19 protein-coding genes are annotated in these 24,652 nt (G+C 67.7%); 12 read left to right on the top strand and 7 right to left on the bottom strand.

What is annotated here, in order from left to right; all coding sequences use genetic code 11:
* Positions 1-70 precede the first annotated feature (70 nt).
* Together AVT10_RS03005 and AVT10_RS03000 are read left to right on the top strand one after the other, a co-directional pair.
* On the top strand, positions 71-895 hold the full coding sequence (locus AVT10_RS03005; protein WP_066688222.1) for a class I mannose-6-phosphate isomerase: 825 nt from the start codon (positions 71-73) through the stop codon (positions 893-895).
* Between the two features lie 92 nt (positions 896-987).
* Positions 988-1,551, top strand: a complete 564-nt coding sequence (locus tag AVT10_RS03000; RefSeq protein ID WP_157092672.1) for a glycine zipper 2TM domain-containing protein — start codon at positions 988-990, stop codon at positions 1,549-1,551.
* A gap of 4 nt (positions 1,552-1,555) precedes the next feature.
* Here the strand turns inward: AVT10_RS03000 and rarD are convergent, their stop codons facing one another.
* Positions 1,556-2,458, bottom strand: coding sequence for an EamA family transporter RarD (gene rarD, locus AVT10_RS02995; protein WP_066688221.1), 903 nt, complete (start codon positions 2,456-2,458; stop codon positions 1,556-1,558).
* Between the two features lie 5 nt (positions 2,459-2,463).
* On the bottom strand, positions 2,464-2,685 hold the full coding sequence (locus AVT10_RS02990; protein ID WP_066688220.1) for a hypothetical protein: 222 nt from the start codon (positions 2,683-2,685) through the stop codon (positions 2,464-2,466).
* Positions 2,686-2,809: 124 nt separating this feature from the next.
* Between AVT10_RS02990 and AVT10_RS02985 the strand changes: the two genes are divergently transcribed.
* Positions 2,810-3,526 (top strand): hypothetical protein, encoded by a 717-nt coding sequence (locus AVT10_RS02985; RefSeq protein WP_084401268.1) that lies wholly within the window; start codon positions 2,810-2,812, stop codon positions 3,524-3,526.
* Positions 3,527-3,575: 49 nt separating this feature from the next.
* Positions 3,576-4,019 carry a hypothetical protein gene (locus AVT10_RS02980; RefSeq protein WP_066688216.1) on the top strand — a complete coding sequence of 148 codons (444 nt, stop codon included), beginning with the start codon at positions 3,576-3,578 and terminating at the stop codon, positions 4,017-4,019.
* A gap of 102 nt (positions 4,020-4,121) precedes the next feature.
* Here AVT10_RS02980 and AVT10_RS02975 read toward each other — a convergent pair whose 3' ends face one another.
* From AVT10_RS02975 to AVT10_RS02955, 5 genes are all read right to left on the bottom strand, one after another.
* Entirely contained in the window at positions 4,122-5,675 is a 1,554-nt protein-coding gene (locus AVT10_RS02975; protein ID WP_066688214.1) for an efflux transporter outer membrane subunit, read from the bottom strand.
* Positions 5,672-8,863 carry an efflux RND transporter permease subunit gene (locus AVT10_RS02970; RefSeq protein WP_066688213.1) on the bottom strand — a complete coding sequence of 1,064 codons (3,192 nt, stop codon included), beginning with the start codon at positions 8,861-8,863 and terminating at the stop codon, positions 5,672-5,674. Before AVT10_RS02970 ends, AVT10_RS02975 begins: the two co-directional genes overlap by 4 nt.
* A 3-nt stretch (positions 8,864-8,866) precedes the next feature.
* The gene (locus tag AVT10_RS02965; RefSeq protein WP_232307851.1) at positions 8,867-10,075 is read right to left on the bottom strand and encodes an efflux RND transporter periplasmic adaptor subunit; all 1,209 of its coding nucleotides are present in this window, start codon (positions 10,073-10,075) and stop codon (positions 8,867-8,869) included.
* 281 nt (positions 10,076-10,356) lie between these two features.
* Positions 10,357-11,640, bottom strand: coding sequence for an L-fuconate dehydratase (locus AVT10_RS02960; RefSeq protein ID WP_066688212.1), 1,284 nt, complete (start codon positions 11,638-11,640; stop codon positions 10,357-10,359).
* Positions 11,641-11,950: 310 nt separating this feature from the next.
* Entirely contained in the window at positions 11,951-12,766 is an 816-nt protein-coding gene (locus tag AVT10_RS02955; RefSeq protein WP_066688326.1) for an IclR family transcriptional regulator, read from the bottom strand.
* Positions 12,767-12,906: 140 nt separating this feature from the next.
* Here AVT10_RS02955 and AVT10_RS02950 point away from each other — a divergent pair, with 140 nt between their 5' ends.
* The 8 genes from AVT10_RS02950 to atpD all read left to right on the top strand — a co-directional run bounded on the left by AVT10_RS02950 (position 12,907) and on the right by atpD (position 24,569).
* Positions 12,907-15,039 carry a TonB-dependent receptor gene (locus AVT10_RS02950; protein ID WP_066688211.1) on the top strand — a complete coding sequence of 711 codons (2,133 nt, stop codon included), beginning with the start codon at positions 12,907-12,909 and terminating at the stop codon, positions 15,037-15,039.
* 165 nt (positions 15,040-15,204) lie between these two features.
* A complete protein-coding gene (locus AVT10_RS02945) occupies positions 15,205-17,370 on the top strand; it encodes a primosomal protein N' (protein ID WP_066688209.1) in 2,166 nt (721 codons plus the stop codon).
* A 170-nt stretch (positions 17,371-17,540) separates the two neighbouring features.
* Positions 17,541-19,073: a S1C family serine protease gene (locus tag AVT10_RS02940; protein WP_066688324.1), complete on the top strand. Its 1,533-nt coding sequence runs from the start codon at positions 17,541-17,543 to the stop codon at positions 19,071-19,073.
* Positions 19,074-19,404: 331 nt separating this feature from the next.
* Positions 19,405-19,980, top strand: coding sequence for a F0F1 ATP synthase subunit delta (locus AVT10_RS02935; RefSeq protein WP_066688322.1), 576 nt, complete (start codon positions 19,405-19,407; stop codon positions 19,978-19,980).
* Positions 19,981-19,982: 2 nt separating this feature from the next.
* Positions 19,983-21,512 carry a F0F1 ATP synthase subunit alpha gene (atpA, locus tag AVT10_RS02930; RefSeq protein ID WP_066688204.1) on the top strand — a complete coding sequence of 510 codons (1,530 nt, stop codon included), beginning with the start codon at positions 19,983-19,985 and terminating at the stop codon, positions 21,510-21,512.
* A gap of 122 nt (positions 21,513-21,634) precedes the next feature.
* Complete coding sequence (locus AVT10_RS02925) at positions 21,635-22,513, top strand: F0F1 ATP synthase subunit gamma (protein WP_066688203.1); 879 nt, start codon at positions 21,635-21,637, stop codon at positions 22,511-22,513.
* The gene (locus AVT10_RS02920; protein WP_066688201.1) at positions 22,510-23,097 is read left to right on the top strand and encodes a hypothetical protein; all 588 of its coding nucleotides are present in this window, start codon (positions 22,510-22,512) and stop codon (positions 23,095-23,097) included. Before AVT10_RS02925 ends, AVT10_RS02920 begins: the two co-directional genes overlap by 4 nt.
* On the top strand, positions 23,097-24,569 hold the full coding sequence (gene atpD, locus AVT10_RS02915) for a F0F1 ATP synthase subunit beta (protein WP_066688199.1): 1,473 nt from the start codon (positions 23,097-23,099) through the stop codon (positions 24,567-24,569). Before AVT10_RS02920 ends, atpD begins: the two co-directional genes overlap by 1 nt.
* Positions 24,570-24,652: the final 83 nt, after the last annotated feature.

The raw sequence follows: 24,652 nt of genomic DNA, 5'->3' as shown, positions 1-24,652 counted from the left end.
GGGGTAGCGCGAACAGTCCCTTTCGCGCATGAGCACGCGGACCCGTTCAACGACGATCCGGAGCGATCCCATGCCCGTCACCAAGCTCGAAATGCACCGCGTCGAAAAGCCGTGGGGCCGCCATTCCCTCGGCTTCGGTTTCGCCGATCAGCCGGCCGATGCCGATCCGGTCGGCGAGATCTGGTACAAGACGCCGGGCGACGACACCCCCGACCTGCTGGTGAAATATCTCTTCACCTCGGAAAAACTGTCGGTGCAGGTCCATCCCGACGACCGCCAGGCGCAGGCCCGCGGCCTGCCGCGCGGCAAGGACGAGTGCTGGACGCTGCTGGCGGCCGAGCCCGATTCGACCATTGCGCTCGGCACCCTCGAACCGATGACCGCCGAGCAGCTGCGCGATGCGGCGCTCGACGGGTCGATCGAGCAGAAGCTGGACTGGAAGCCGGTGAAGGCCGGCGATTTCTTCTATGCCAAGTCGGGCACGGTCCATGCGATCGGCGCCGGCATCACGCTGATCGAGATCCAGCAGAATTCGGAAACGACGTACCGGTTGTACGATTATGGCCGCCCGCGCGAGCTGCATCTGGAGGATGGCGTCGCGGTGTCGGACGCGCGGCCGTTCGTGGCGCCGGAAGCGCCGGGCCAGATCGCGGAGAACCGCGCGATCCTGGTCAACGGGCCGAAGTTCGTGCTGGAACGCTGGACCGGTGGCGACCGCAGCGTCAAAGTTCCGGCAGGCGTAAAGGGCTGGTTCGTTCCCGTTACCGGCAATGGAACGGCCGACGGTACGAAATGGACCGCCGGCGACTGCCTGACCTTCGAAGGTGAAGTGCAGTTGCAGGCGAGCGAGGACTCGGACCTGTTGTTCGCCTATCCTGGTCAGCAATACGCCTGACGTGAAAATGAACGGGAAGTAGTTTTCCGTTCACGCAACCGCGATCGAGGTCGCGTCGTTCTACCGCCCATCCTCTGGACAGGAGTAGAATGATGCGTACTCCGATCCTCGCCGCGATGGTTGCGGCCGTGACCCTGCCGACGATCGCCGCCGCCCCCGCGATGGCGCAGACCCCGCGCCAGGAATATCGCGACGAAGTGCGCGACGCCCGCCGCGACTATCGCCGCGACCTGCGCAATGCCGACAGCCCCCGCGACGTGCGCCGTGCCGAGCGCGAATACCGCCGCGACGTGAACGATGCCCGGCGCGACCTGCGTCGCGACCAGCGCGACTGGCGCGCCTATCGCAACTATAACTACAACCGGTTCGAACCGGGCCAGAACCGCTATTGGGCCGACCGTTACTATCGCGACGGCCGCTATTACCAGCCGCGCCGGCTGACCCGGAACGACCGCATCTATCGCGGGCAGGACAATCGCTATTATTGCCGCCGCAGCGACGGCACCACTGGACTCATCATCGGTGGCCTGGGTGGCGGCGTGCTGGGCAATGTCATTGCCGGCGGCCAGTCGAGCCTGCTGGGCACGTTGATCGGCGGCGGTGCGGGTGCGCTGCTCGGCCGCTCGGTCGATCGCGGGCAGGTGGTCTGCCGCTAAGCCTTCAGGCCCGGGTCGGGGTGGCATCGCGCCGCCCCGGCCTGCGCCCGCCGACGACATAGACGGCAAGGCCGGCCCAGATCAGCGCGAAACAGCCCATGCGCACCGGCGTCAGCGTTTCGCCGAACACGAAGATGGCGATCAGGAACTGCAGCGAGGGCGCAAGGAACTGCAGCATTCCCATCGTCGCCAGCCGCAACCGGCGCGCGGCGGCGGAAAAGAGCAGCAGCGGCGCGGTGGTGACTGCTCCGGCAACGACCAACAATGCGGCCATGCCCGCGCCCTGATCGAATGCCAGCGGCTGGGTGGTGCTGAGCAACAGCAGATAACCGAGCGCGACGGGTGCCAACAGCGTGGTCTCCACCATTAGCCCTTCGAGCGCGCCGACCGATACCGTCTTGCGGATCAGGCCATAGAGCGCGAAGCTGATCGCGAGGCTGAGGCTGATGCCGAGCGCGATCCACGACGATCCGAAGGCGAACAGCGCCACCCCTGCCCCGGCCAACGCCACCGCCGCGCCTTGCGTCCGGTTCATGCGTTCGCCGAGCAGAACGACGCCCAGCAGCACGTTGAGCAGCGGGTTCAGGAAATAGGCGAGGCTGGCGGCGAGCACTTCGCCGTGGAGCACCGCCCAGACATAGACCAGCCAGTTGATCGCGATGAATGCCGCACTGGCGACGAGGTTGGCGAGCGCGCGGCGATCGGCAAAGGCCGCGCGCAACTGGGCGCCGCGCCCGACCGCGACGACGATGACCGCGACGAGCAGCGCCGACCACAGCACGCGCTGCGCCACGATCTCCCCCGCGTCTATCGGCCCCAGCAGCCGGAAATAGAGCGGCAACAGCCCCCACAGCGCATAGGCGCCGACGCCGAACGCCAGCCCGCGCCGGTCCACCCCCTCGTCCATCGAGATTAGATCAGGCCGCCGGTCAGGAACAGGCGGAGACCCGCCACGATCAGGATCACGAGGTTGAGGTTGCGGCCGGTATTCTTCGACGACAGCAGCCCGACCACGAACCCGACCAGCGCGATCGGAAAGGCGATCCAGTTCATCAGCGAGACGACGGGGATGAGCGCGGGGATGGCGATCACCAGCGCGACGAGACCGATCAGGATCGAGACGATGTTCAACATGGGACAGCACATGGCCCCGCATGACGCCCACGGCAATGGCGGCGGGGTGATTTTCGGTTACGATGGAATCTTAACCGCGCGGGCGTAGCGTCCGGCGGCCCTGACCCCGCGGAGTGCGTCGCCGATGATTCGTCCTGTTTCCATGCTGTTGCCGCTGGCGCTGCTGAGTGCGTGCAACAGGGGCGGCGATGCGCCCGCGAACAATGTCGACACGCTCGACGCCGAACTGCTGCGCGGCAATGCCGGCGATCCGGCGGTGACCGCGGCGTTGCAGGACCAGATCATGGTCGACCCCAGCCTGACCGGGCAATCGGGCAATGGCGCGGTGCGTCCGGCCGACAAGCCGTACAGCGCCGCCGCCCCGGCCGCCGATGTCGCGTCGGGCAGCGGGGCGCAGGCCGAATCGCTGCAATCCGCGCCGAAGCCCGGCGCCTGTCCGTCGTGCAAGGGCGGGCGCGAGGCGCTGACGCTGGGGGAACTGGCCGCGGTGCAGAAGGCCGGCAACCGGCAATGCGCGGCGAAGGTCGCCTATAGCGCCGCCTGGGCCAACCGCCTGCCAGCCGCCTTTGCCCTCCACCCCGATGCGCGGCTGTCCGAAGCGGCCGGCACCGATGCCGATGGCTGCCGGATGCGGGTGGTCAGCTTCACCATCGCCCAGCCGGTCGATCGCATGGTCGACTGGTATTACACCCGCGCCAGGAAGGGCGGCTATTCGGCGGAGCATCAGGCCGAGGGCGGCCAGCACGTGCTGGGCGGTACGCGCGGCAATGCCGCCTATGCCGTGTTCCTGTCACCCGAGGGGCGGGGTACGTCGGTCGACCTGATCGTCGACGGCGGCTGATCTTTACGGCCGGTGGTCGGCTCCCCATGTCGTTGCGGAGGGGAAACATATGCCGATCGTCGCTGCTACCTTCGTCGCCTGTATCGTCGTGCTGCGGTTGTGGCCGGAGCTGCCGGTGGCGCGGGTGCTGGCCGGACTGCTGGTGCTGCCGGTGGCGCGGCGGTTCGCGTCGCTGACGCCGGGGCATTGGCTGCTGTTCGCGATGCTGTCGGCGGCGGCGGGGACCATCGTCTGGATGGGCGGCGACATGATTATCGTATCGGCGATGGGGTCGCCCGAGCTGGCCGGGGTGCTGATGGCGGTCGATGTCGCCGCCTATCTCGATGCGATGCTGGCGGCGTTGGCGGTGGCAGGCGCCGTGCGGGGGGCGTCGCTCAAGCTGTGGGTGGCGCGGGTGCTGCCCCGGTCGCGGGGGCGGCGGACGCGGCGGGTGCGGGTGGCGCGGAAGGCGGCGAATGATGATGAGCCGGCGGGGTGGGGGGCGGCGGCTTAAAGTTAGCTGCCCACCTCGTACCCCCGCGCAGGCGGGGGTCCAGAGCCCCGCAAACAGACGTTGCGTTCTAGACCCTGGACCCCCGCCTACGCGGGGGTACGGTCAACGCATTTGGGCGGACGTCGCGGGAGTCACCGGCACCGGGCCGTTTGGCCCCGCCTCCAGCAGCGAATCGCCGCCCAGCGAACGGTACAGCGTCACGCGGTTGGTCGCCGCGACCAGCTGCGTCGCGACGAGGCGGCGTTGCGCGCTGTAATAGCTGCGCTGCGCGTCGAGGCTGGTGAGGAAGGTGTCGATGCCGCCCCGGTATCTGGCCTCGGTCAGGCGGAACGTGTCCTGCGCGGCGACCAGATTGGCCTGTTCGGCGCGGGTCTGGTCGGCGATGGTCCCCTGCCGCGCGAGCGCGTCGGCGACGTCGCGGAACGCCGACTGGATGGTGCGTTCATAGGTGGCGAGCAGCGCGTCGCGCTGCGCCTTGCTGAACTCGACCCCTGCCCGGCCGGCGCCGGCGCGGAAGATCGGATAGCTGAGCGAGGGCGCGACCGAATAGTTGAACGCGCCGCCGGTGAAGAGCGTGCGCAGCGCGTCGCTGGCGAACCCCACCAGCCCGGTCAGCGACAGGCGCGGGAACAGCGCCGCGCGTGCCGCGCCGATATCGGCATTGGCCGCCAGCAGCTCATATTCCGCCTGCACCACGTCGGGACGGCGCAGCAGGATCGAGGAGTCGATTCCCGCCGGCAGGTTCGCGATGGTCGGCAGCGCGACATCGATCGAGGCGGGCAGCAGCCGGGGATCGATCGGCGCACCGACCAGCAGTTGCAGCGCGTTGATGTCCTGCGCCAGTTGCGTGCGCTGTTCGGCGAGGTCACTTTCGGCGGTGGCGAGGATCTGTTCGGCCTGGCGCACGTCGGTGCGCGGGGCGATTCCGCCCTGCAGCCGGGCGCGGGTCAGCGTGACGCTGCGCCGCGCGCTGGCCGCCGTCGCCTCCGCCACCGCCATCAGGCTGCGGTCGGCGCCATAGGTCGCCCATGCTTCGGCAATGTCGCCGACCAAGGTCAGGCGCGTGGCGCGCGCACCGGCTTCGGTCGAGAAATAGCGGTTCTGCTCCGCCTCGGTCAGCGAGCGGATGCGGCCGAACAGGTCGAGTTCGAACGCGGTCGCGCCGAGGTCGAGCGAGAAGCTGCTGGGCGACCGACCGCTGGTGACGACCGTACCGCCGGTGCCCCCGGTCCCGCCGGTGCCGGTTCCCGGCTGTCCGGTCCCGGTGCCCGTACCGCCGCCACCCGTCCCGGTGCCCGGCACGGCGATGGTCGACGCACCGTCGCCGGTGCCGCGATAGCTGTAACGGGCCGACGCATCGACCTGCGGCAACAGGTCCGCGCGCTGGATGCGATATTGCGCGCGGGCCGCGCGGATATTGGCGGCGGCGATGCGCAGATCACGGTTGTTGGCGAGCGCCTGCTGGACGAGGGTCCGCAGCCCCGGCGCGGTGAAGACCTGTTCGAAGGTCAGCGAGGGCAGGCTCGCCTCGCTTTGCCGCAGATAGGCGTCGCCGACCGGCCATGACGGCGGCACGACCGCGGTCGGCCGTTCATAGGCCGGGGTCATCGAACAGCCGGCGAGCAATGCGGCGAGCGGGATGGTCAGCCGCTTCATGCCTCGGCCTCCTTTTGTGGCTTGTGACGCAGCCTGGCGAGACCGTCGCGCACCCCGCGCCGGACCATCACGAAGAACAGCGGGATGTAGAAGATCGCCAGCACCGTCGCGGTGAACATGCCGCCGATCACCGCCGTGCCGATGGCGATGCGGCTGTTGGCCCCCGCCCCGGTCGAGATGGCGAGCGGCAGCACGCCGAAGATGAAGGCGAGCGACGTCATCAGGATCGGGCGCAGGCGGATGCGCGCTGCCTCCAGCGCGGCATCGATGACGCGCGCGCCCTTCTTTTCCGCCTGTTCGGCGAATTCGATCATCAGGATCGCGTTCTTGGCGGCGAGGCCCATCGTCGTCAGCAACCCGATCTGGAGATAGACGTCGTTCTCCAGCCCACGCAGCGTGACGAAGGCGATCGCCCCGATCAGCCCGAGCGGGATGACCAGCAGCACCGCGATCGGGATCGACCAGCTTTCATACAGTGCGGCGAGGCAGAGGAACACGACGAGGATCGACAGGCCGTAGAGGATCGGCGCCTGCCCCGACGACAGCCGCTCCTGAAACGACAGCCCGGCCCAGGCGACGCTGGTGCCCGGAATCTGGCCAGCGAGTTCGGCGATGCGCTCCATCGCCTCGCCCGAGCTGACGCCGGGTGCCGCCTGCCCCTGAAATTCGAACGAGGGCAGGCCCTGAAAGCGCGACAGGGTGGTCGGGGCGACGGTCCAGCCGGTGCGCGAGAAGGAGGAGAAGGGCACCATCTGCCCGTTCGATCCGCGCACGAACCATTGGCTGAGGTCGGTCGGTTCGCTGCGATAGGGCGCGTCGCCCTGAACGAACACGCGCTTCACCCGGCCGCGATCGATGAAGTCGTTGACGTAGCGGCCGCCCCAGGCGGTCGACAACGTGTTGTTCACATCGCCCTGCGTCAGGCCGAGCGTGGAGAGCCGCTGCTGGTCGATATCGACGTTCAGCGTCGCGATGTCGGGCAGTTCGGACAGGCGCACCCCGGTCAGCATCGGATCGGCATTGGCGGCGGCCAGCAGCTTGTCGCGCGCTTCGGCAAATTCGGCGGTGGTCATGCCGCTGGCGTTCTGCAGCTCCATGGTGAAGCCGTTCGCCTGTCCCAGGCCGCGCACCGCGGGAGGCAGCAGCGCGAAGACCTGCGCATCGCGCAAGCCGCCGAACGCGGCGGAGGCGCGCGCGACGATCGCGTCGGCGCTGTTTTCCTTGCCCTTGCGTTCCGCCCAGTCGGTGAAGTTGATGAACCCCTGCCCGGTATTCTGCCCCGAACTGCCGCCGCCGCCGCCGGCGACGGTCAGGATGGTGCGGATATTGTCCTTCTCATAGGTCAGCAGATATTTCTCGACCGCGCGCTGCACCTCTTCGGTCCGGCTGCGCGTCGACCCGGCGGGCAGCTGGAACCGGACGGTCGCCGCCCCCTGATCCTCGGTCGGCAGGAAGCTGGTCGGCAGGCGGAAGAAGAGGAGCGCGAGGATGGCGAGCACCGCCGCATAGAGTAGCAGATAGAGCCATTTGCGGTCGATGACATGGACGACGCCGCGTTCATACTTCGCCACGCCCCGGTCGAACCGGGTGTTGAAGCCGACGCGGAGCCGTTCGCCGAAATGTGCGACGCGCGGGAATTTGCGTTCCAGCCAGCCGCCCTCGAGGCTGCCGTCCTCGCCGCGCTTCTTCTGCTTGAGCAGGGTCGCGGTCAGCGCCGGCGACAGGATCAGCGCGACCAGCACCGACAGTACCATCGCGGCGACGATCGTCACCGAAAACTGGCGATAGATGACCCCGGTCGACCCGCCGAAGAACGCCATCGGCAGGAACACCGCCGACAGCACGATGCCGATCGCGACCAGTGCGACCTGGATTTCCTCCATCGACTGAATCGTCGCATCGCGCGGCGACATGTCGGGATTTTCTTCGAGCAGGCGCTCGACATTCTCGACCACGACGATCGCGTCGTCGACCAGCAGGCCGATGGCGAGCACCAGTCCGAACAGCGTCAGCGTGTTGATCGAAAAGCCGAAGAGATAGAAGATGCCGAAGGTGCCGAGCAGCACGACGGGCACCGCGATCGTCGGAATCAGCGTCGCGCGCCAGCTCTGCAGGAACACGAACATGACGATGACGACGAGGATGACCGCCTCGACCAGCGTCTTGACCACTTCCTCGATCGACAGCTTGATGAAGGCGGTGGTGTCGTTGGCATAGGCGAAGGTCAGCCCGGCGGGAAATTTGGCCGATTGGCGTTCGACCTCCGCCTTGACCAGCTCGGCGGTCTCCAGCGCGTCGGCGCCGGGCGCGAGGCTGATGGCGAGGCCGGCGCCGGGATGGGCGTTGACCCGGCTCAACGCCGCGTAGTTTTCCTGGCCCAGTTCGATGCGCGCGACATCGGCGAGCCGCACGGTCGAGCCGTCGGGCAACGTCTTCAGGATGATCGCCTGAAACTGCGCCGGGGTCTGGAGCCGCGACTGGGCGGTGACGGTGGCGTTCAACTGCTGTTCGGGGCCGGACGGCTGGCCGCCCAGTTCGCCCGCGGCGACTTCGGTATTCTGGTTCTGGATCGCGGTGATGACATCGCCGGGCATCAGCGAGAAGGAGGCGAGCTTCGCCGGGTCGAGCCAGATGCGCATCGCATATTGCGATCCGAACACGTTGGTTTCGCCGACGCCGTTGATCCGCGCCAGCGGCTCGACGAGGTTCGCCTCCATATAGTCCGACACGTCGCCATTGGTGCGCTGGTCGGTTTCGTCGAAAATGCCGACGATCATCAGGAAGTCGGGGTTCGACTTGGTGACGCGGATACCCTGCTGCTGGACCTGTTGCGGCAGGCGCGACAGGGCCTGCTGCACCTGGTTCTGCACCTGCACCTGCGCGATATCGGGATCGACGCCCTTGTCGAAGGTCGCGCTGATCGTCACCTGCCCGCGCGAGCTGCTTTGCGAGCTGAAATAGAGCAGGCCATCGATGCCGGTCAGCTGCTGTTCGATGATCTGGGTGACCGAGTTCTGGATCGTTTCCGCATTCGCACCGGGATAGGTCGCGCGGATATTGACCTGTGGCGGGGCGACGTCAGGATATTGGGCGATCGGCAGCGACAGGATCGCGCCCAGCCCGCCCAGCATCACGATGATCGCGATCACCCATGCGAAGATCGGGCGGTCGATGAAGATACGTGACATGGCTTATCCCGCCTTCTGTGACGTGGCAGCCTTGTCGCCCTGCGGCTTGGGTTGAACGCGTTGCGGGGTATTGGCCGGGACCGGCCGGACCTTCGCGTTAGGGCGCAGGTTCGCGGTCCCCTGCGTAATCACCTTGTCGCCGGGGTTGAGGCCACCGGTCACGACCCAGAATTCGCCCTGGGTGCGGTCGGCCTGCACCGTCTTTTGCACGGCGGTATCGTTCGGGCCGACGACGAAGACGGTCGCCTGCCCCTTGGGATCGCGCTTCACCGCCTGTTGGGGCACGAGGATCGCGCGCTGGTCGATCGCTTGCGCGAATTGCGCGCGGACGAACATGCCGGGCAGCAAGATGCCCTGGGGATTGGGGAAGCGGGCGCGCAGCGTCACCGTGCCGGTCTGGGCATTGACCATCACCTCGGCGAACTGGACCGTGCCGGTCTGGCCGAAGTCGCTGCCGTCCTCCAGTTTCAGGCGGACAGCGGCCGATGCCGGGACCACCCCGCCGCTGGCCAGCTCGCGACGCAGCGCAAGGAGGTCGGCGGCAGATTGCTGGATATCGACGAAGATCGGGTCGAGCCGCTGGATCACCGCCAGCGGATCGGCCTGGTTGGTGGTGACCAGCGCGCCTTCGGTGAAATAGCTGCGCCCGATCCGTCCGGTGATCGGTGCGGGGACGTTGGTGAAGGACAGGTTCACGCGCGCCGTCTCCAACTGCGCCCGGCTCTGTTCGACGGCGGCGGCGGCCTGACGCGCCTGCGCGGCGGCGTCGGTATAGTCCTGGCGGCTGACCGCCTCGATCTCCGCCAGCGGGCGGTAGCGTTCGGCGCGGACGCGGGTCGCCTCGGCATTGGCGCGGGCGCTGTTGAGGTTGGCGACCGCTTCATTGGCCTGCGCACGATAGAGGCGCGGATCGATCTGGTAGAGCGTCTGTCCGGCACGGACCAACGCGCCTTCGGTGAAATAGCGTTTGCGGATCAGCCCGGCGACCTGCGGACGGACCTCCGACTGCTGGAACGCGACGACCCGCGCGGCGAGATCGGCGGTCTGGGCGACGCTGGTGGGTTGCACCACGACGAAGCCGACCTGTGCCGGTCCCTGGTTGCCGCGGCCGTTCTTCGTCGCCTTTTCCTCTCCACCGCCGCAGGCAGACAGCGCGATCAGGACGGGCAGCAACAGGAACGGGCGGACGCGCGGCGACGCGGATCGGATCAAGGCGACAACCTTTGCGACAGGAAAGCGGCGCGGATGCGCCGACGCACAACCATCGCCACATCCGAAAGTTTCAGATGCGATTTCATACGCGCCACGTCGAATGGCGCAATGCGAAGGTTGTCGCAATTTGTCGCGGACAGGCAACGAAGCGCGATTTGCGACAGAAGCGTGTCGCTCTCCACCGTCACCCCGGGCCTGACCCGGGATCCCGCTTTTCACCCCTAGCAGAAGAAGAATCGGGACCCCGGCTCAAGGCCGGGGTGACGGCGAACGACTTGAGGTCAGCGCGAACCCGTCCAGCGATGCGCTGCCATCGATTCCGGCTTCATCTCGATCGAATAGCCCGGCCGCGTCGGCGCGCGATAGGCGCCGTTTTCGACCACGCAGGGGTCGAGGAAATGTTCGTGCAGGTGATCGACGAACTCGGCGGCGCGGTCGTGCTTCACGCCCGAAAAGCACAGATAGTCGATCATCGAGAGGTGCTGGACATATTCGCACAGCCCCACGCCCCCGGCATGCGGCCACACGGCGAGGTTGAAGCGCGCGGCCATCAGCAGCACCGCCAGCACCTCGTTCACGCCGCCCAGGCGACAGGCGTCGATCTGCACCACGTCCAATGCGTGGCGCATGATGAACTGTTTGAAGACGATGCGGTTCTGGCACATCTCGCCGGTGGCGACCTGCACCGGCTTCACCCCCTCGCGGATCGCGCGATGCCCCTCGACATCGTCGGGTGAAGTTGGCTCCTCGATGAAGCGGGGCTTGGCGAAGGCGAGGTCGTTGACGCGGGCGATCGCCTCCGACACTTCCCAGACCTGATTGGCGTCGATCATCAGGTCGATGTCCGCCCCGACCGTCTCGCGGGCCAGCGCCACGCGGCGGCGATCGTTGGCGGGATCGCCGCCGACCTTCAGCTTGATGTGGGTGAAGCCCTCGGCGACCGCTTCCTTGCACAGGCGGACCAGCTTTTCATCGGAATAGCCGAGCCAGCCGGGCGAGGTGGTATAGGCGGGATAACCCTCCGCCAGCAGCGTCGCCCGCCGTTCCGCCTTGCCGATCGCGCGTTCCTCCAGCAGCGCGACCGCTTCGTCGGGGGCGATGCAGTCGGTCATGTAGCGGAAGTCGATCAGCCCGACGATCTCGGCCGGGGTCATCGACCCGATATAGTCCCACAAAGGCAGGCCCGCCGCCTTGGCCAGCAAATCCCACACCGCATTGACGACCGCGCCGGTGGCGAGGTGGATGATCCCCTTTTCCGGGCCGACCCAGCGCAGCTGGCTGTCGCCGGTGATCCGTCGCCAGAAGCCGGCACCGTCTTTGCGAATATCGTCGAGCGCCAACCCCTCGATCAACGGCGCCAGCGTCGCGATCGCCGCGCAGCACAGGTCGTTGCCGCGCCCGATGGTGAAGGTCAGGCCGTGCCCCTCCAGCCCCGGCGTGTCGGTTTCGAGGATGCAATAGGCCGCCGAGTAGTCCGGCTCCGGATTCATCGCGTCGGAGCCGTCGAGAAAGGCAGAGGTCGGAAACCGGATGTCGTGGACCGATAGCCGGGTGATGATCGTCATACGCAGCCCCCATGGGGCGCCGCCCGTGAATGTTCGATCCGCCCCGTTCCGGTCGTCATCCCCGACGCCGAAGTGTTTTCATATTTGAACGTAGTTTTTCATGCAACTGGAAAGCGTGGTGGGCGGGGAGGCACACGTCAAACACCGTACCCCCGTGCAGCCAGGAGTCACGGCTTGGCCCGCGAGAATAGCCCTATGCCCGACCGTACCCCCGCGCAGGCGGGGGTCCAGGGCGGCAAACGCAACCTGTTGTTCTGCTCGGCTCTGGACCCCCGCCTGCGCGGGGGTACGGAACGGTTGTCGGCGCCCTTCAGGGATGATGGTCATCGTCGACCAGTTGTTCCGAAATCCGTGCTGCGGCCGCCTGTACCGCCGCCGCCGCCGCGTCGGTCGTGTCGGCCTCGCCCAGTTTCGACAGATAGGGCATGGTCAGCGCCGCCGCCGCGACGCCGCCGCGCAGGATCGGCGCCGACAGGTCGGTCACGCCGCTGACGAAGCGGCTGGGGGTGCGCTCGATCCCGGCGGCGCGGACTTCCTCGGCATGGGTGCGGAAGGTCGCCAGCGCCTCGGGCGTCGGCCTGGGGTCGAGCATCGCTTCCCACCGCGCGCGCACATCGTCGGGCTGGAAGGCGTAGAGCACGACGCCCGACGCCGCCTGCAACAGCGGCCGGCGATAGCCGACCCGGACCGAGAAGCCGAGCTGGTCGGCCGATTCCATCCGCGCGATGACCGCCATGTCGCCCATGGTGTGCACCGCGACATGGCACGATTGGCCGGTTTCCTGCGCCAGCTGCCGCATCTCGGGCAGCGCGACCTCGATCAGATAGCGGGTGCGCGGCTGGTTCATGCCGAGCGAGAACAATCGGTCGCTGAGCGTATAGCCGTCCCCGCCCGCCTCGGTCGTCAGATAGCCGCGATATTCCAGCACCTGCACCATGCGGAACAGCTCACCATGCGATCGGCCCAAGCGCTGCACGATCTGCGTCAGCGTCAGCGGGGTCGTCACCCCGGCCAGCAGTTCGAGGATGTCGAGCCCCTTTTCCAGCGCGGGCGCGCGGTAGCGGCGGTCGTCGGCGGCTTCGGCATCGGCGGTGTCGGCGGGCGTCGCGGCGGTCTTGCTCGTCATGGCGCGGACCTTTGCCGGAAACGAAAGGGTACGCAACCCGAGGGTGCGCGACGCCATCACCGCTGCGATGCACAAAGTCGTGGTATGTTGTATCATATTACGCTACCGGATCGAGTCTCGATAAACTGGAGTGCTTCGCAATGTTCCGTCCCGCCCTGTGGCTGTCGACCACCGCCCTGGCCCTGCCCGCCGCCGCCTTTGCCCAGAGCACGACCGCGCAGGGCACCGCGACGACGACCGACGGCTATCATAGCGAGGCCCCGCCCGAGATCATCATCACTGCCCCCTATCAGCGCAACCAGGCCGATATCCTGTCGGGCACCAGCGTGCTGAGCGGCGAGAATCTGACCCGCGAACTGCGCCCGACCATCGGTGAGACGCTGGCCCGCCAGCCCGGCGTATCGGCGACCAGCTTCGGCCCCAACGCGTCGCGCCCGGTGCTGCGCGGCCTGCAGGGCGAGCGCGTGCGCGTGCTGACCGACGGCATCGGCAGCTTCGACGTGTCCAACACCTCGGTCGACCACGCCGTCGCGATCAATCCGCTGACCGCCGACCGGATCGAAGTGCTGCGTGGCCCCTCGGCGCTGCTGTTCGGGTCGTCGGCGATCGGCGGCGTGGTCAACGTCATCGACAGCCGCATCCCGCGCCGGGTGCCCGACGAACCGATCCATGTCGACGCGATCGCCACCTATGGCTCCGCCGCGAACGAGCGCAATGCGTCGGCGGCGGTCGACGTGCCGGTGACCGACAAGGTCGTGTTCCACCTCGACGGCACCTATGGCAAGACCGACGACCTGCGCACCGGCGGCTACCTGTTGTCGCGCCCGTTGCGGGCGCAGGCGGCGGCGAGCGACGAGGCGGAGGTGCGCGAGCTGGCCGACCTGCGCGGGCGGCTGCCCAATTCGCAGTCGCGGATGTGGGAAGTGGCCGGCGGTGCCGCGATCGTGACCGATACCGGCAATCTCGGCTTCTCGGTCAGCCATCTCGACAATCGCTACGGCGTGCCCGAGCGGTTCGACGTCGCCGAGCATGACCACGACCATGAAGGCGAAGAAGGGGGCGAGGAAGAGGGTCACGGCCACGAGCAGGTGACGCTGCACGTCCGCCAGACCCGCGCCGACATGCGCGCCGAGGTGAATACCGGCGACGGCTTCATCGAAAAGCTGCGCGTGCGCGGCGGCATCGCCGATTACCGCCATGACGAGATCGAGGATACCGGCGAGATCGGCACCAGCTTCTACAATCGCGGGCTGGAAGCGCGTGTCGAGGCGGTGCAGGCGGCACGCGGCGCATGGCGCGGCGCGTTCGGCGGGCAGATGTATATCCGCGACCTGAACATCATCGGCGAAGAGAAATTCATTCCCAAAAGCGAGACGCAGCAATTCGGCCTGTTCACGCTCCAGTCGTTCGACCTAGGCGCGTTCCGTGCCGAAGCGGGCGGGCGCTATGAATATTCGGTCGCCCGCGCCGCGGCCGATATCGATCTCGGCAACGACAATATCCGCCGCCGCTTCAACAGCTTTTCCGGCTCGCTCGGCGCCAGTGTCGGGCTGGCGGACAATGTCCGTTTCGGCCTGAACGCCAGCCATACCGAACGTGCGCCCTCGGCCGAGGAACTGTTCGCCAACGGCCCGCATGCCGGCACGCAGGCGTTCGAAATCGGCAACCCGGGCTTTGCCAAGGAAATCAGCGACGGGCTGGAAGCGACGCTGAAGGGGTCGGGCGACGGCTACAGCTTCGGGTTGTCGGCCTATCACAACTGGTTCCGCAACTTCATCTACGAGAACCCGACCGGCGAGGAGGAAGATCACCTGCCGGTGTTCCAATATTCGCAGGCGGATGCGCGGCTGTGGGGGTTCGAGGCGGAGGCATCGGCGCGCGTCGCGACCTTCGGCGAGACGGCGATCAATATCGACGGCCTGGCCGATTATACCCGCGCGACGATCGTCGATCGCGGCCCCGCCCCGCGCATCCCGCCGCTGCGCGTGCTGGGCGGTGTCGAGGCGCAGGGCCGGCTGGTGCAGGTGCGCGGCGAGGTCGAGCATGTGACCGCGCAGGACCGTGTCGCCGAGCTGGAGACGGTGACGCCGGCCTATACGATGGTCAACGCCTCGGTCTCGCTGCGGCCGTTCGGGCGCGACAGCAAGACGACGCTGATGGTGTCGGCGAACAATATCTTCGACGTCGAGGCGCGGCGGCATGCCAGCTTCCTCAAGGACTTCGCTCCGCTGGCCGGGCGCGATATCCGGGTGACGGCGCGACTGGCGCTGTAAGGCCTGGCAACAACGATCCGTACCCCCGCGCAGGCGGGGGTCCAGGGTTATGGCCACGAGGCTTCGGCTCGGTTGGGCTCTGGGCCCCCGCCTTCGCGGGGGCACGTTCTCTTTACGGTCCGGCGATGGTTCCCCATTCGCCGCCGCGCGCCTATCTACCTGTCCATGTCCCGCGCCCGCGTCCTCCTGCTCAACGCTGCACTCGGGCCGCTCGACTACCGCGTGCCGCATGGCATGACCGTCGAACCCGGCTCGATCGTCACCGCCCCGCTCGGCCCCCGGCAGTTGCTGGGCGTGGTGTGGGATGCCGAGCGGCTGGCGGCGGAAGAGGTCGGCGACAACCGGCTGCGCCCGCTGCTGGCGGCCGCCGACGTGCCGCCGATCGCGGCGCCGCTTCGCCGGTTGGTGGAGTGGACGGCGGGCTATTATCTCGCCGCGCCGGCATCGGTGCTGCGCATGTGCCTTGCCTCCACCTCGGCGCTGGAGGGGGCGAAGCTCGCCATCGAATATCGTGCGACCGGCGTGGTGCCCGACCGCATGACGGCACAACGCGAACAGGCGCTGGAGCGGATCGGCGAGCGGCGCGGGCTGGTGCGCGAACTGGCTGCCATCGCCGATGTGTCCGACGCGGTGATTCGGGGGCTGGTCAAGCTCGGCGCGATCGAGGCGGTGTCGGTCGATATCGACCAGCCCTATCCGACCCCCGACCCCGACCATCACCAGCCGGCACTTTCCGACGACCAGCAGGCGGCCGCCGACCGGCTGACCGGGGCGGTCGATGCGCACGCCTTCCACCCCTTCCTGCTCGACGGCGTCACCGGATCGGGCAAGACCGAAGTGTATTTCGAAGCAGTCGCGGCGGCGATCCGGCAGGATCGGCAGGTGCTGGTGCTGCTCCCCGAAATCGCGCTGACCGAACCGTTCCTCAAGCGCTTCACCGCGCGCTTCGGCTGCGAGCCGGTGCCGTGGCACAGCGACCTGCGCTCGACCCAGCGGCGCCGGGCGTGGCGCTCCATCGCCAGCGGACAGGCGAAGGTCGTGGTCGGCGCGCGTTCGGCGCTGTTCCTGCCCTATGCCAATCTCGGGCTGATCGTCGTCGACGAAGCGCACGAGACGAGCTTCAAACAGGAAGAAGGGGTGCATTATCACGCCCGCGACGTGGCGGTGATGCGCGGGCTGTTCGAGAAATGCCCGGTGATCCTTGCCAGCGCCACGCCGGCGATCGAGACGCGGCAACAGGTGGTGCAGGGCCGCTATACCGAGGTGAAGCTGCCCGGTCGCTATGGCAAGGCGCAACTGCCGACGATCGAGGCGATCGACCTGATCGAGCAACCGCCCGAACGCGGTCGCTGGATCGCGGCACCTTTGGTCAAGGCGATCGACGAGACGCTGGGCCGACACGAACAGGCGCTGCTGTTCCTCAACCGGCGCGGCTATGCGCCGCTGACCTTGTGCCGCTCGTGCGGGCATCGCTTCCAATGTCCCAATTGCACGGCGTGGATGGTCGAGCACCGGCTGATCCACCGGCTGTCGTGCCATCATTGCGGGCATGTCATTCCGACGCCGCGCGCCTGCCCCGAATGCCAGGCGGAGGACGCGCTGGTCGCGTGCGGTCCCGGCGTCGAGCGGATCGCGGACGAGGCGGCGGCGCTGTGGCCGACCGCGAAGATCGCCATCGTCACCTCCGACACCATCTGGTCCCCGGCCAAGGCGGCGGAGTTCGTGGGCCGGATGGAGGCGGGTGACATCGACATCGTCGTCGGCACGCAGCTGGTGACCAAGGGTTATCATTTTCCCAACCTGACCTGTGTCGGGGTGATCGACGCCGATCTGGGGCTGCAGGGCGGCGACCTGCGCGCGTCGGAGCGGACGTTCCAGCAGATCGCGCAGGTGGCGGGTCGGGCGGGGCGCGGGACCAAGCCCGGCCATGTCTATATCCAGACGACGCAGCCGGGCGCGCCGGTGATGCAGGCGTTGATCTCGGGCGATGCCGACAGCTTCTATGCCGCAGAGACCGAAGCGCGCGAGGAGGCGGGCGTGCCCCCCTTCGGCCGCTATGCCGCGATCATCGTGTCGTCGGAGGACAAGGGCGCGGCGGAGGCGACCGCCCGCGCGATCGGCCGCGCCGCACCGCAGGTGGAGGGGTGTCACGTCTATGGCCCCGCCCCCGCGCCGCTCGCCATGCTGCGCGGGCGGCACCGCTTCCGCCTGCTGGTGCATGCCACCCGCAGCCTCGACGTGCAGGACGTGATCCGCGACTGGCTGGACGGGGTCGAATGGGGGACGAAGGTGCGGGTGGCGGTGGACGTCGATCCGTATAGTTTCGTGTAGCTTCCTGCGTGATCCGTGCCCCCGCGCAGGCGGGGGTCCAGAGCCACTCACGTCACGCTTTGTTACTCTGGATCCCCGCCTGCGCGGGGATACGGAAACGAGCCCCCCCTTGCCCCGCGCCCTACTTTCGCCGAAACGGCGGCGTCATGGGGAAAGACGGGATGCCGATCATGCGATTGCTGACCTGCTGGCTGGCGGCGCTGGCCGCGTTGCTGGTGTTCACCGCACCGGCCCACGCCGACGATGTGTCGGCGGCGGCGCGCGGCGTCGTGCGGGTCGTGGTGATCGCGACCGTCGATGGCGAAATGGTCGATGTCGAACACGGCACCGGCTTCGCCATCGCGCCCGGCCGGATCGTCACCAACGCGCATGTCGTCGAACTGCTGGAACGCTATCCCGGCGAAGCGGTCGTCGGCGTGGTCCCGTCGGAGGGCGACAAGTCGTTCGAGGGCCGCGTGCTGCGCATCGACAAGTCGCGCGACCTGGCGCTGATCGAGGTCGGCGGCGTGCGCCTGCCCCCGCTCACCCTTTATACCGGGCCGCTGGGCGAGAGCGATCCGCTGATCGCGCTCGGCTATCCGGGGAATGTCGATCTCGCCACCGCCCGGTCAGCGGATGATTTCGTAACGCCGACCGCGCCGGTGCGCTCGCAGGGCGTGATGTCGGGCAACCGCACGCTGGAGGGGACCGCCGTGCTGGTCCACACCGCCAGCATCGCGCGCGGCAATTCTGGCGGGCCGCTGCTCGACCGGTGCGGCCGGGTGCTGGGCGTCAATTCTGCGCTGACCCGCGGCGAAGAGGGTGACGCGAGCTTCGCCTTCGCCATTGCGGACGCCGAACTAATCGCGTTCCTGCGCGAGGCGAGCCAGCCCGTCTCGACCATCACCACCCCCTGCCTGACGCTGGCCGATGCCGATGCGCGCGACCGAGCCGATGCCGAACGGCAGAGCATCGAGGATCGCGAGCGCGCCCGTGCCGCCGCCGAACGCGCCCGCGACGACCGCGAAGCCGCGCTGGAAAAGGCCCGCGCCGACAATGCCGAGACTCGCGAGAACATGATCGCCATCGCCGCCGTACTGCTGGCGCTGTCGGTGCTGGCAGCCGGCTATGCCGGGATGCTGGCAACGCGGCGGCTGAAGAAGCAGAAGCGGCAGGCGCGGCTGGCGGCGATCGCGGGCGGGGTGTTCTTCGTCGCGGCGGTCGCGACGTTCGTGCTGCGGCCCGATTTCGATCCCGAATCGGTTGCCCCCGCCGACGAATCGGGCAGCACCGCCGCGACCCGTGCGACGCCGCTGTCGGGCGCGCTGCAATGCGCGCTGGTGCCCGAACGCAGCCGGATCATCCAGCCGCCAGTCGAAACCGTCCGCTTCGATTGGCGGGCGGACGGGTGCATGAACGGCCGCACCCAATATGCCGAGGCCCCGGGCGGCGGCTGGGAACGGATTCTCGTGCCGAACGAGGATGCGACGGTGTCGGTTCTGCGCTTCGATCCGGTCAGCGGCAGCTATACCAACAGCCGTTACCTGTTGTCGGCCGACGCGATGGAGCGGGCGCGGACGCTGCGCGGACAGGTACAGCAAAAGGCCTGCGCCGCCGACACCGGCGGACGCGCCGCGCTGGCGACGCAGCAATCGGCGATTCGGACGGCGTTGCCCGCGCAGGTGAACGAACGGCTGGTGTATCGCTGCACGGCGGCGAAGTAACCTTCTCCGGGCATTACCGTACCCCCGCGTAGGCGGGGGTCCAGCGTTACAAGCGCTGCCGGTCGCGGCTCTGGATCCCCGCCTGCGCGGGGATACGAGCTGACCCGAAATCGGGACATGTCATTCCCCGTTCAGCTTGGGTTCGAATCGGATTGAGCGAACCGACCTCCCACAAAGCTTGCGAAATCGTGACACCGATGCTAGCGGCCCCACGACCCATCGGGGGCGCATGGGCCGGTCAGCGGCGCGACATCGGTCGCGACGGCGGTTGGAATGGCGGCCCCCTTTCATGCATGGGATTTTGAAGTTGACCCCTGACAAGGACGCGCGCGTGGAGACATCCGGCGGAACTACTGGTGGCGGCGGTACGATCCAGGCGAGCCTGGGCGGCCGCTATGCGACCGCGCTGTTTGACCTCGCCCGGCAGCAGGGCCAGCTGACGGCTGTCGAATCGAGCCTGAAGACGGTGTCGTCGGCCATGACCGAGTCGGCGGACCTGTCGGCGCTGGTGAAAAGCCCGCTGGTCGGCCGCGACGACGCGGCCCGCGCCATTGCCGCGCTGGTCCCGGTGCTGGGCCTCGACCCGCTGACCGCCAATTTCCTCGGCGTACTGGCGCAGAATCGTCGCCTGGGCGACCTGCCCGCGATCATCCGCGCGTTCCGCGACCTCGCCGCCCGTTCGCGGGGCGAGACCAATGCGGAAGTCGTTTCGGCCCACCCGCTGGACGATTCTCAGGTCGACGCGCTCAAGCAGCAGCTGCGTCACCGCGTCGGCCGCGAGGTCGCGATCGACCTGAAGGTCGACCCCACTCTCCTTGGCGGACTGGTCGTGAAGATCGGCAGCCAGATGATCGATAGCTCGATCAAGACCCGACTGAACACGCTCGCGCACGCGATGAAAGGCTGAACATGGATATCCGCGCCGCAGAAATCTCGAAGGTCATCCGCGACCAGATCGCCAATTTCGGCACCGAAGCGCAGGTTTCGGAAGTCGGCCAGGTGCTGTCGGTCGGTGACGGCATCGCCCGCATCCACGGGCTCGACAACGTCCAGGCGGGCGAAATGGTCGAGTTCGGCGGCGGCATCCAGGGCATGGCGCTGAACCTCGAAGCCGATAACGTCGGCGTCGTGATCTTCGGATCGGACTCGTCGATCAAGGAAGGCGACACCGTCAAGCGCACCGGCACCATCGTCGACGTTCCGGTCGGCAAGGGCCTGCTGGGTCGCGTGGTCGATGGTCTGGGTAACCCGATCGACGGCAAGGGGCCGATCGTTTCGGAACAGCGCGCCCGCGTCGACGTGAAGGCGCCGGGCATCATCCCGCGCCAGTCGGTCAGCGAACCGATGCAGTCGGGCCTGAAGGCGATCGACGCCCTCGTGCCGGTCGGCCGTGGCCAGCGCGAACTCATCATCGGCGATCGTCAGACCGGCAAGTCGGCGGTCGCGATCGACACCTTCATCAACCAGAAGACGGCGAATGCCGGCTCGGATGAATCCAAGAAGCTGTACTGCGTCTATGTCGCGGTCGGCCAGAAGCGCTCGACCGTCGCCCAGCTGGTGCGCACGCTCGAAGAAAACGGCGCGATGGAATATTCGATCGTCGTCGCCGCAACCGCGTCGGACCCGGCTCCGCTGCAGTACCTTGCGCCCTACACCGGCACCGCGATGGGCGAATATTTCCGCGACAACGGGATGCACGGCCTGATCGTGTTCGACGATCTGTCGAAGCAGGCGGTCGCCTATCGCCAGATGTCGCTGTTGCTGCGCCGTCCGCCGGGTCGCGAAGCCTATCCGGGTGACGTGTTCTACCTGCACAGCCGCCTGCTGGAGCGCGCCGCCAAGATGTCGGACGCCAATGGCGGCGGCTCGCTGACCGCGCTGCCGATCATCGAAACCCAGGCGGGCGACGTGTCGGCCTATATCCCGACCAACGTGATCTCGATCACCGACGGCCAGATCTTCCTCGAAACCGACCTGTTCTTCGCCGGCATCCGCCCCGCGATCAACGTCGGCCTCTCGGTCAGCCGCGTGGGTTCGGCCGCGCAGACCAAGGCGATGAAGAAGGTCGCGGGCAGCATCAAGCTGGAGCTGGCCCAGTATCGCGAAATGGCCGCCTTCGCGCAGTTCGGCTCGGACCTCGACGCGTCGACGCAAAAGCTGCTGAACCGCGGTGCGCGTCTGACCGAGCTGCTCAAGCAGGCGCAGTTCTCACCGATGCCGTTCGAGGAGCAGGTCGCGTCGATCTTCGCCGGCACGCAGGGCTATCTCGACACCGTTCCGGTGAACGACGTCGTCCGCTACGAACAGGCGATGCTGTCGGATCTGAAGGCGAACCACCCGCAGGTGCTGGCCAAGATCCGCGACACCAAGGATCTGGGCGACGAGGCGAAGTCGGGGCTGAAGGCCGCGCTCGACCAGTTCGCGAAGACCTTCGCGTAACCATCAGGCCCTCTCCCCTCCAGGGGAGAGGGTTGGGAGAGGGGCGAGCGGGACCGTCGTTGCGACAGCCCCCTCTCCCCGACCCTCTCCCCGCAGGCGGGGAGAGGGAGTAGGGAAGACAAATGGCTAGTCTCAAGGCCCTGAAACTGCGCATCGGCTCGGTGAAGTCGACGCAGAAGATCACCAAGGCGATGAAGATGGTCGCCGCCGCCAAGCTGCGCCGTGCGCAGGAGGCGGCCGAGGCCGGTCGCCCCTATGCCCAGCGGGTCGAACAGGTCGTCGCCAGCCTGGCGAGCACCGCGCAGATCACCGAGGGCAGCTCGCCGCTGCTCGCCGGCACCGGCCGCGATCAGGTTCACCTGTTCGTCGTCGCGACGTCGGACAAGGGGCTGGCCGGCGCGTTCAATTCGAACATCGCCCGTCTCGCCCGTCGTCGTGCGCTCGAGCTGCAGGCCGAGGGCAAGACCGTCAAGTTCCTGACCATCGGTCGCAAGGGTCGCGCGGTGCTGGCCCGCCAGTTCCGCGACGGGTTCGTCCATGCGGTCGAGCCGGGCGATCTGGGCAAGCTGACCTTCGCCGATGCGAAGGGCTATGCCGACGACCTGATCCGCCGCTACGAAGCGGGCGAGTTCGACGTCGCGCACCTGTTCTACGCCACGTTCAAGACGGTACTGACGCAGGAGCCGACCGAGCAGCAGCTGATCCCGGTCAAGATTCCCGACGCGACCAAGGCGCCGGCCGCCGACGCGGTGGTCGAATATGAGCCGAGCGAGGAAGCAATTCTCGACAGCCTGCTGCCGACCAACATCGCGGTGCAGATCTATCGCGCGATCCGCGAGAATGCGGCGTCGGAGCAGGGGTCGAAGATGACGGCCATGGACAATGCCACGCGCAATGCGGGCGACCTCATCAACCGCCTGACCATCGAATATAACCGCACCCGCCAGGCCGCGATCACGACCGAACTGGTCGAGATCATCTCGGGCGCCGAAGCGCTGTGATCCGCCGTGCCGTCCTGCTGGCGCTCGTCGCCATGCTGGCCGGCTGCGGTCAGCCTGCTGCCGACAAGGCGGCGGAGAAGCCGCGCGCGACGCCGACGCCGTTCGTCACCGGCGGCTGGGCGACGGTGCTCGGCGACGCGCCGCGCACGATCGAGCTGCTGAACGGCATGGGTTTCCGCCTGTCGGCCTATGCGCCGGAGGGCGGCGCCTTCGTCGCCACGGCGCAGCCGACGCCGATGGCCGACCCGTCGATCAAGCCGGTCAATACCGCCAACCTGAGCGTGACCGGCGATGCCCAGCGGATCGGCGAATTGCGCTTCACGCTCGACATCGTGAACCTCGATTCCAGCCCGTTCGCGAAGGACCAGTTCATCCGCTGGGTGAACCGGCCGCTGGCATCGATGGCGCTGCCGGGGCAGGATGTCGTCGAAAAGGCGATCCGTACCGAAAGCCCCGCCTCGGGCAACCTGCCCGGCGCGGACTATACAGTTACCCGTGAACCGATCGACGGCGGACGTCGCCTGATCGTGACCTTTACCCGTCCCGGCCGCCAAGCCGGGGACAGCCACCCGAGGAACCCGTAATGGCAACCGCCGCAGACACCTACGCCCCGCAGGGCAGCACCAACAATACCGGCCGCATCAGCCAGGTGATCGGCGCGGTCGTCGACGTGACGTTCGACGGCGAACTGCCCGCCATCCTGTCGGCGCTCGAAACCGACAATAACGGCAACCGGCTGGTCCTCGAAGTCGCGCAGCATCTGGGCGAGAACACCGTCCGCACGATCGCGATGGACGCGACCGAAGGCCTGACGCGCGGTCAGTCGGTCAAGGACACCGGTTCGCAGATCCGCGTTCCGGTCGGCCCGAAGACGCTCGGCCGCATCCTGAACGTCGTCGGCGAGCCGATCGACGAGCGCGGGCCCGTCGGCGCGGAAACCACCGCCCCGATCCATGCCAAGGCGCCGGAATTCGTCGACCAGTCGACCGAGAGCGCGATCCTCGTCACCGGCATCAAGGTCATCGACCTGCTCGCCCCCTACGCGAAGGGCGGCAAGATCGGCCTGTTCGGCGGCGCGGGCGTCGGCAAGACGGTTCTCATTCAGGAACTCATCAACAACATCGCCAAGGGCCATGGCGGCACGTCGGTATTCGCGGGCGTCGGTGAGCGTACCCGCGAGGGCAACGACCTGTACCATGAATTCCTCGACGCGGGCGTCATCGCCAAGGATGCCGAGGGCAATCCGACGAGCGAGGGGTCGAAGGTCGCGCTGGTATACGGCCAGATGAACGAGCCGCCGGGCGCCCGCGCGCGCGTCGCGCTGTCGGGCCTGACGATCGCCGAATATTTCCGCGACGTCGAAGGGCAGGACGTGCTGTTCTTCGTCGACAACATCTTCCGCTTCACCCAGGCGGGCTCGGAAGTGTCGGCGCTGCTCGGCCGCATTCCCTCGGCGGTGGGCTATCAGCCGACGCTGTCGACCGACATGGGCGCGCTGCAGGAACGCATCACTTCGACCAACAAGGGCTCGATCACCTCGGTGCAGGCGATCTACGTCCCCGCGGACGATTTGACCGATCCGGCGCCGGCGACCTCGTTCGCCCACCTCGACGCGACGACCGTGCTCAACCGCGCGATCTCGGAACTCGGCATCTATCCGGCGGTCGATCCGCTCGATTCGACCAGCCGCGTTCTCGAACCGCGCACGGTCGGGCAGGAGCATTACGACACGGCGCGCGCCGTGCAGTCGCTGCTCCAGCGCTACAAGTCGCTGCAGGACATCATCGCCATCCTCGGCATGGACGAGCTGAGCGAAGAGGATAAGGTCACGGTCGCCCGCGCCCGCAAGATCCAGAAGTTCCTCAGCCAGCCGTTCCACGTCGCCGAAGTCTTCACCGGCATCAGCGGCAAGTTCGTCGCGCTGGAAGACACGGTGAAGTCGTTCAAGGCGGTCGTCGAAGGTGAATATGACCATCTGCCGGAATCGGCCTTCTACATGGTCGGCGGCATCGACGAGGTCGTCGCCAAGGCGCAGAAGATGGCGCAGGACGCGTAATTCGATCTCCCTCTCCCCGCTTGCGGGGAGAGGGTCGGGGAGAGGGGCAGTCGGAACCTCTCGGCCGAAACCCCCTCTCCCCT

Origin of the sequence: Sphingomonas hankookensis, assembly GCF_001619955.1 — a bacterium.
GTDB lineage: Bacteria > Pseudomonadota > Alphaproteobacteria > Sphingomonadales > Sphingomonadaceae > Sphingomonas > Sphingomonas hankookensis_A.
This window is presented reverse-complemented; position numbering and strand designations above follow the sequence as displayed.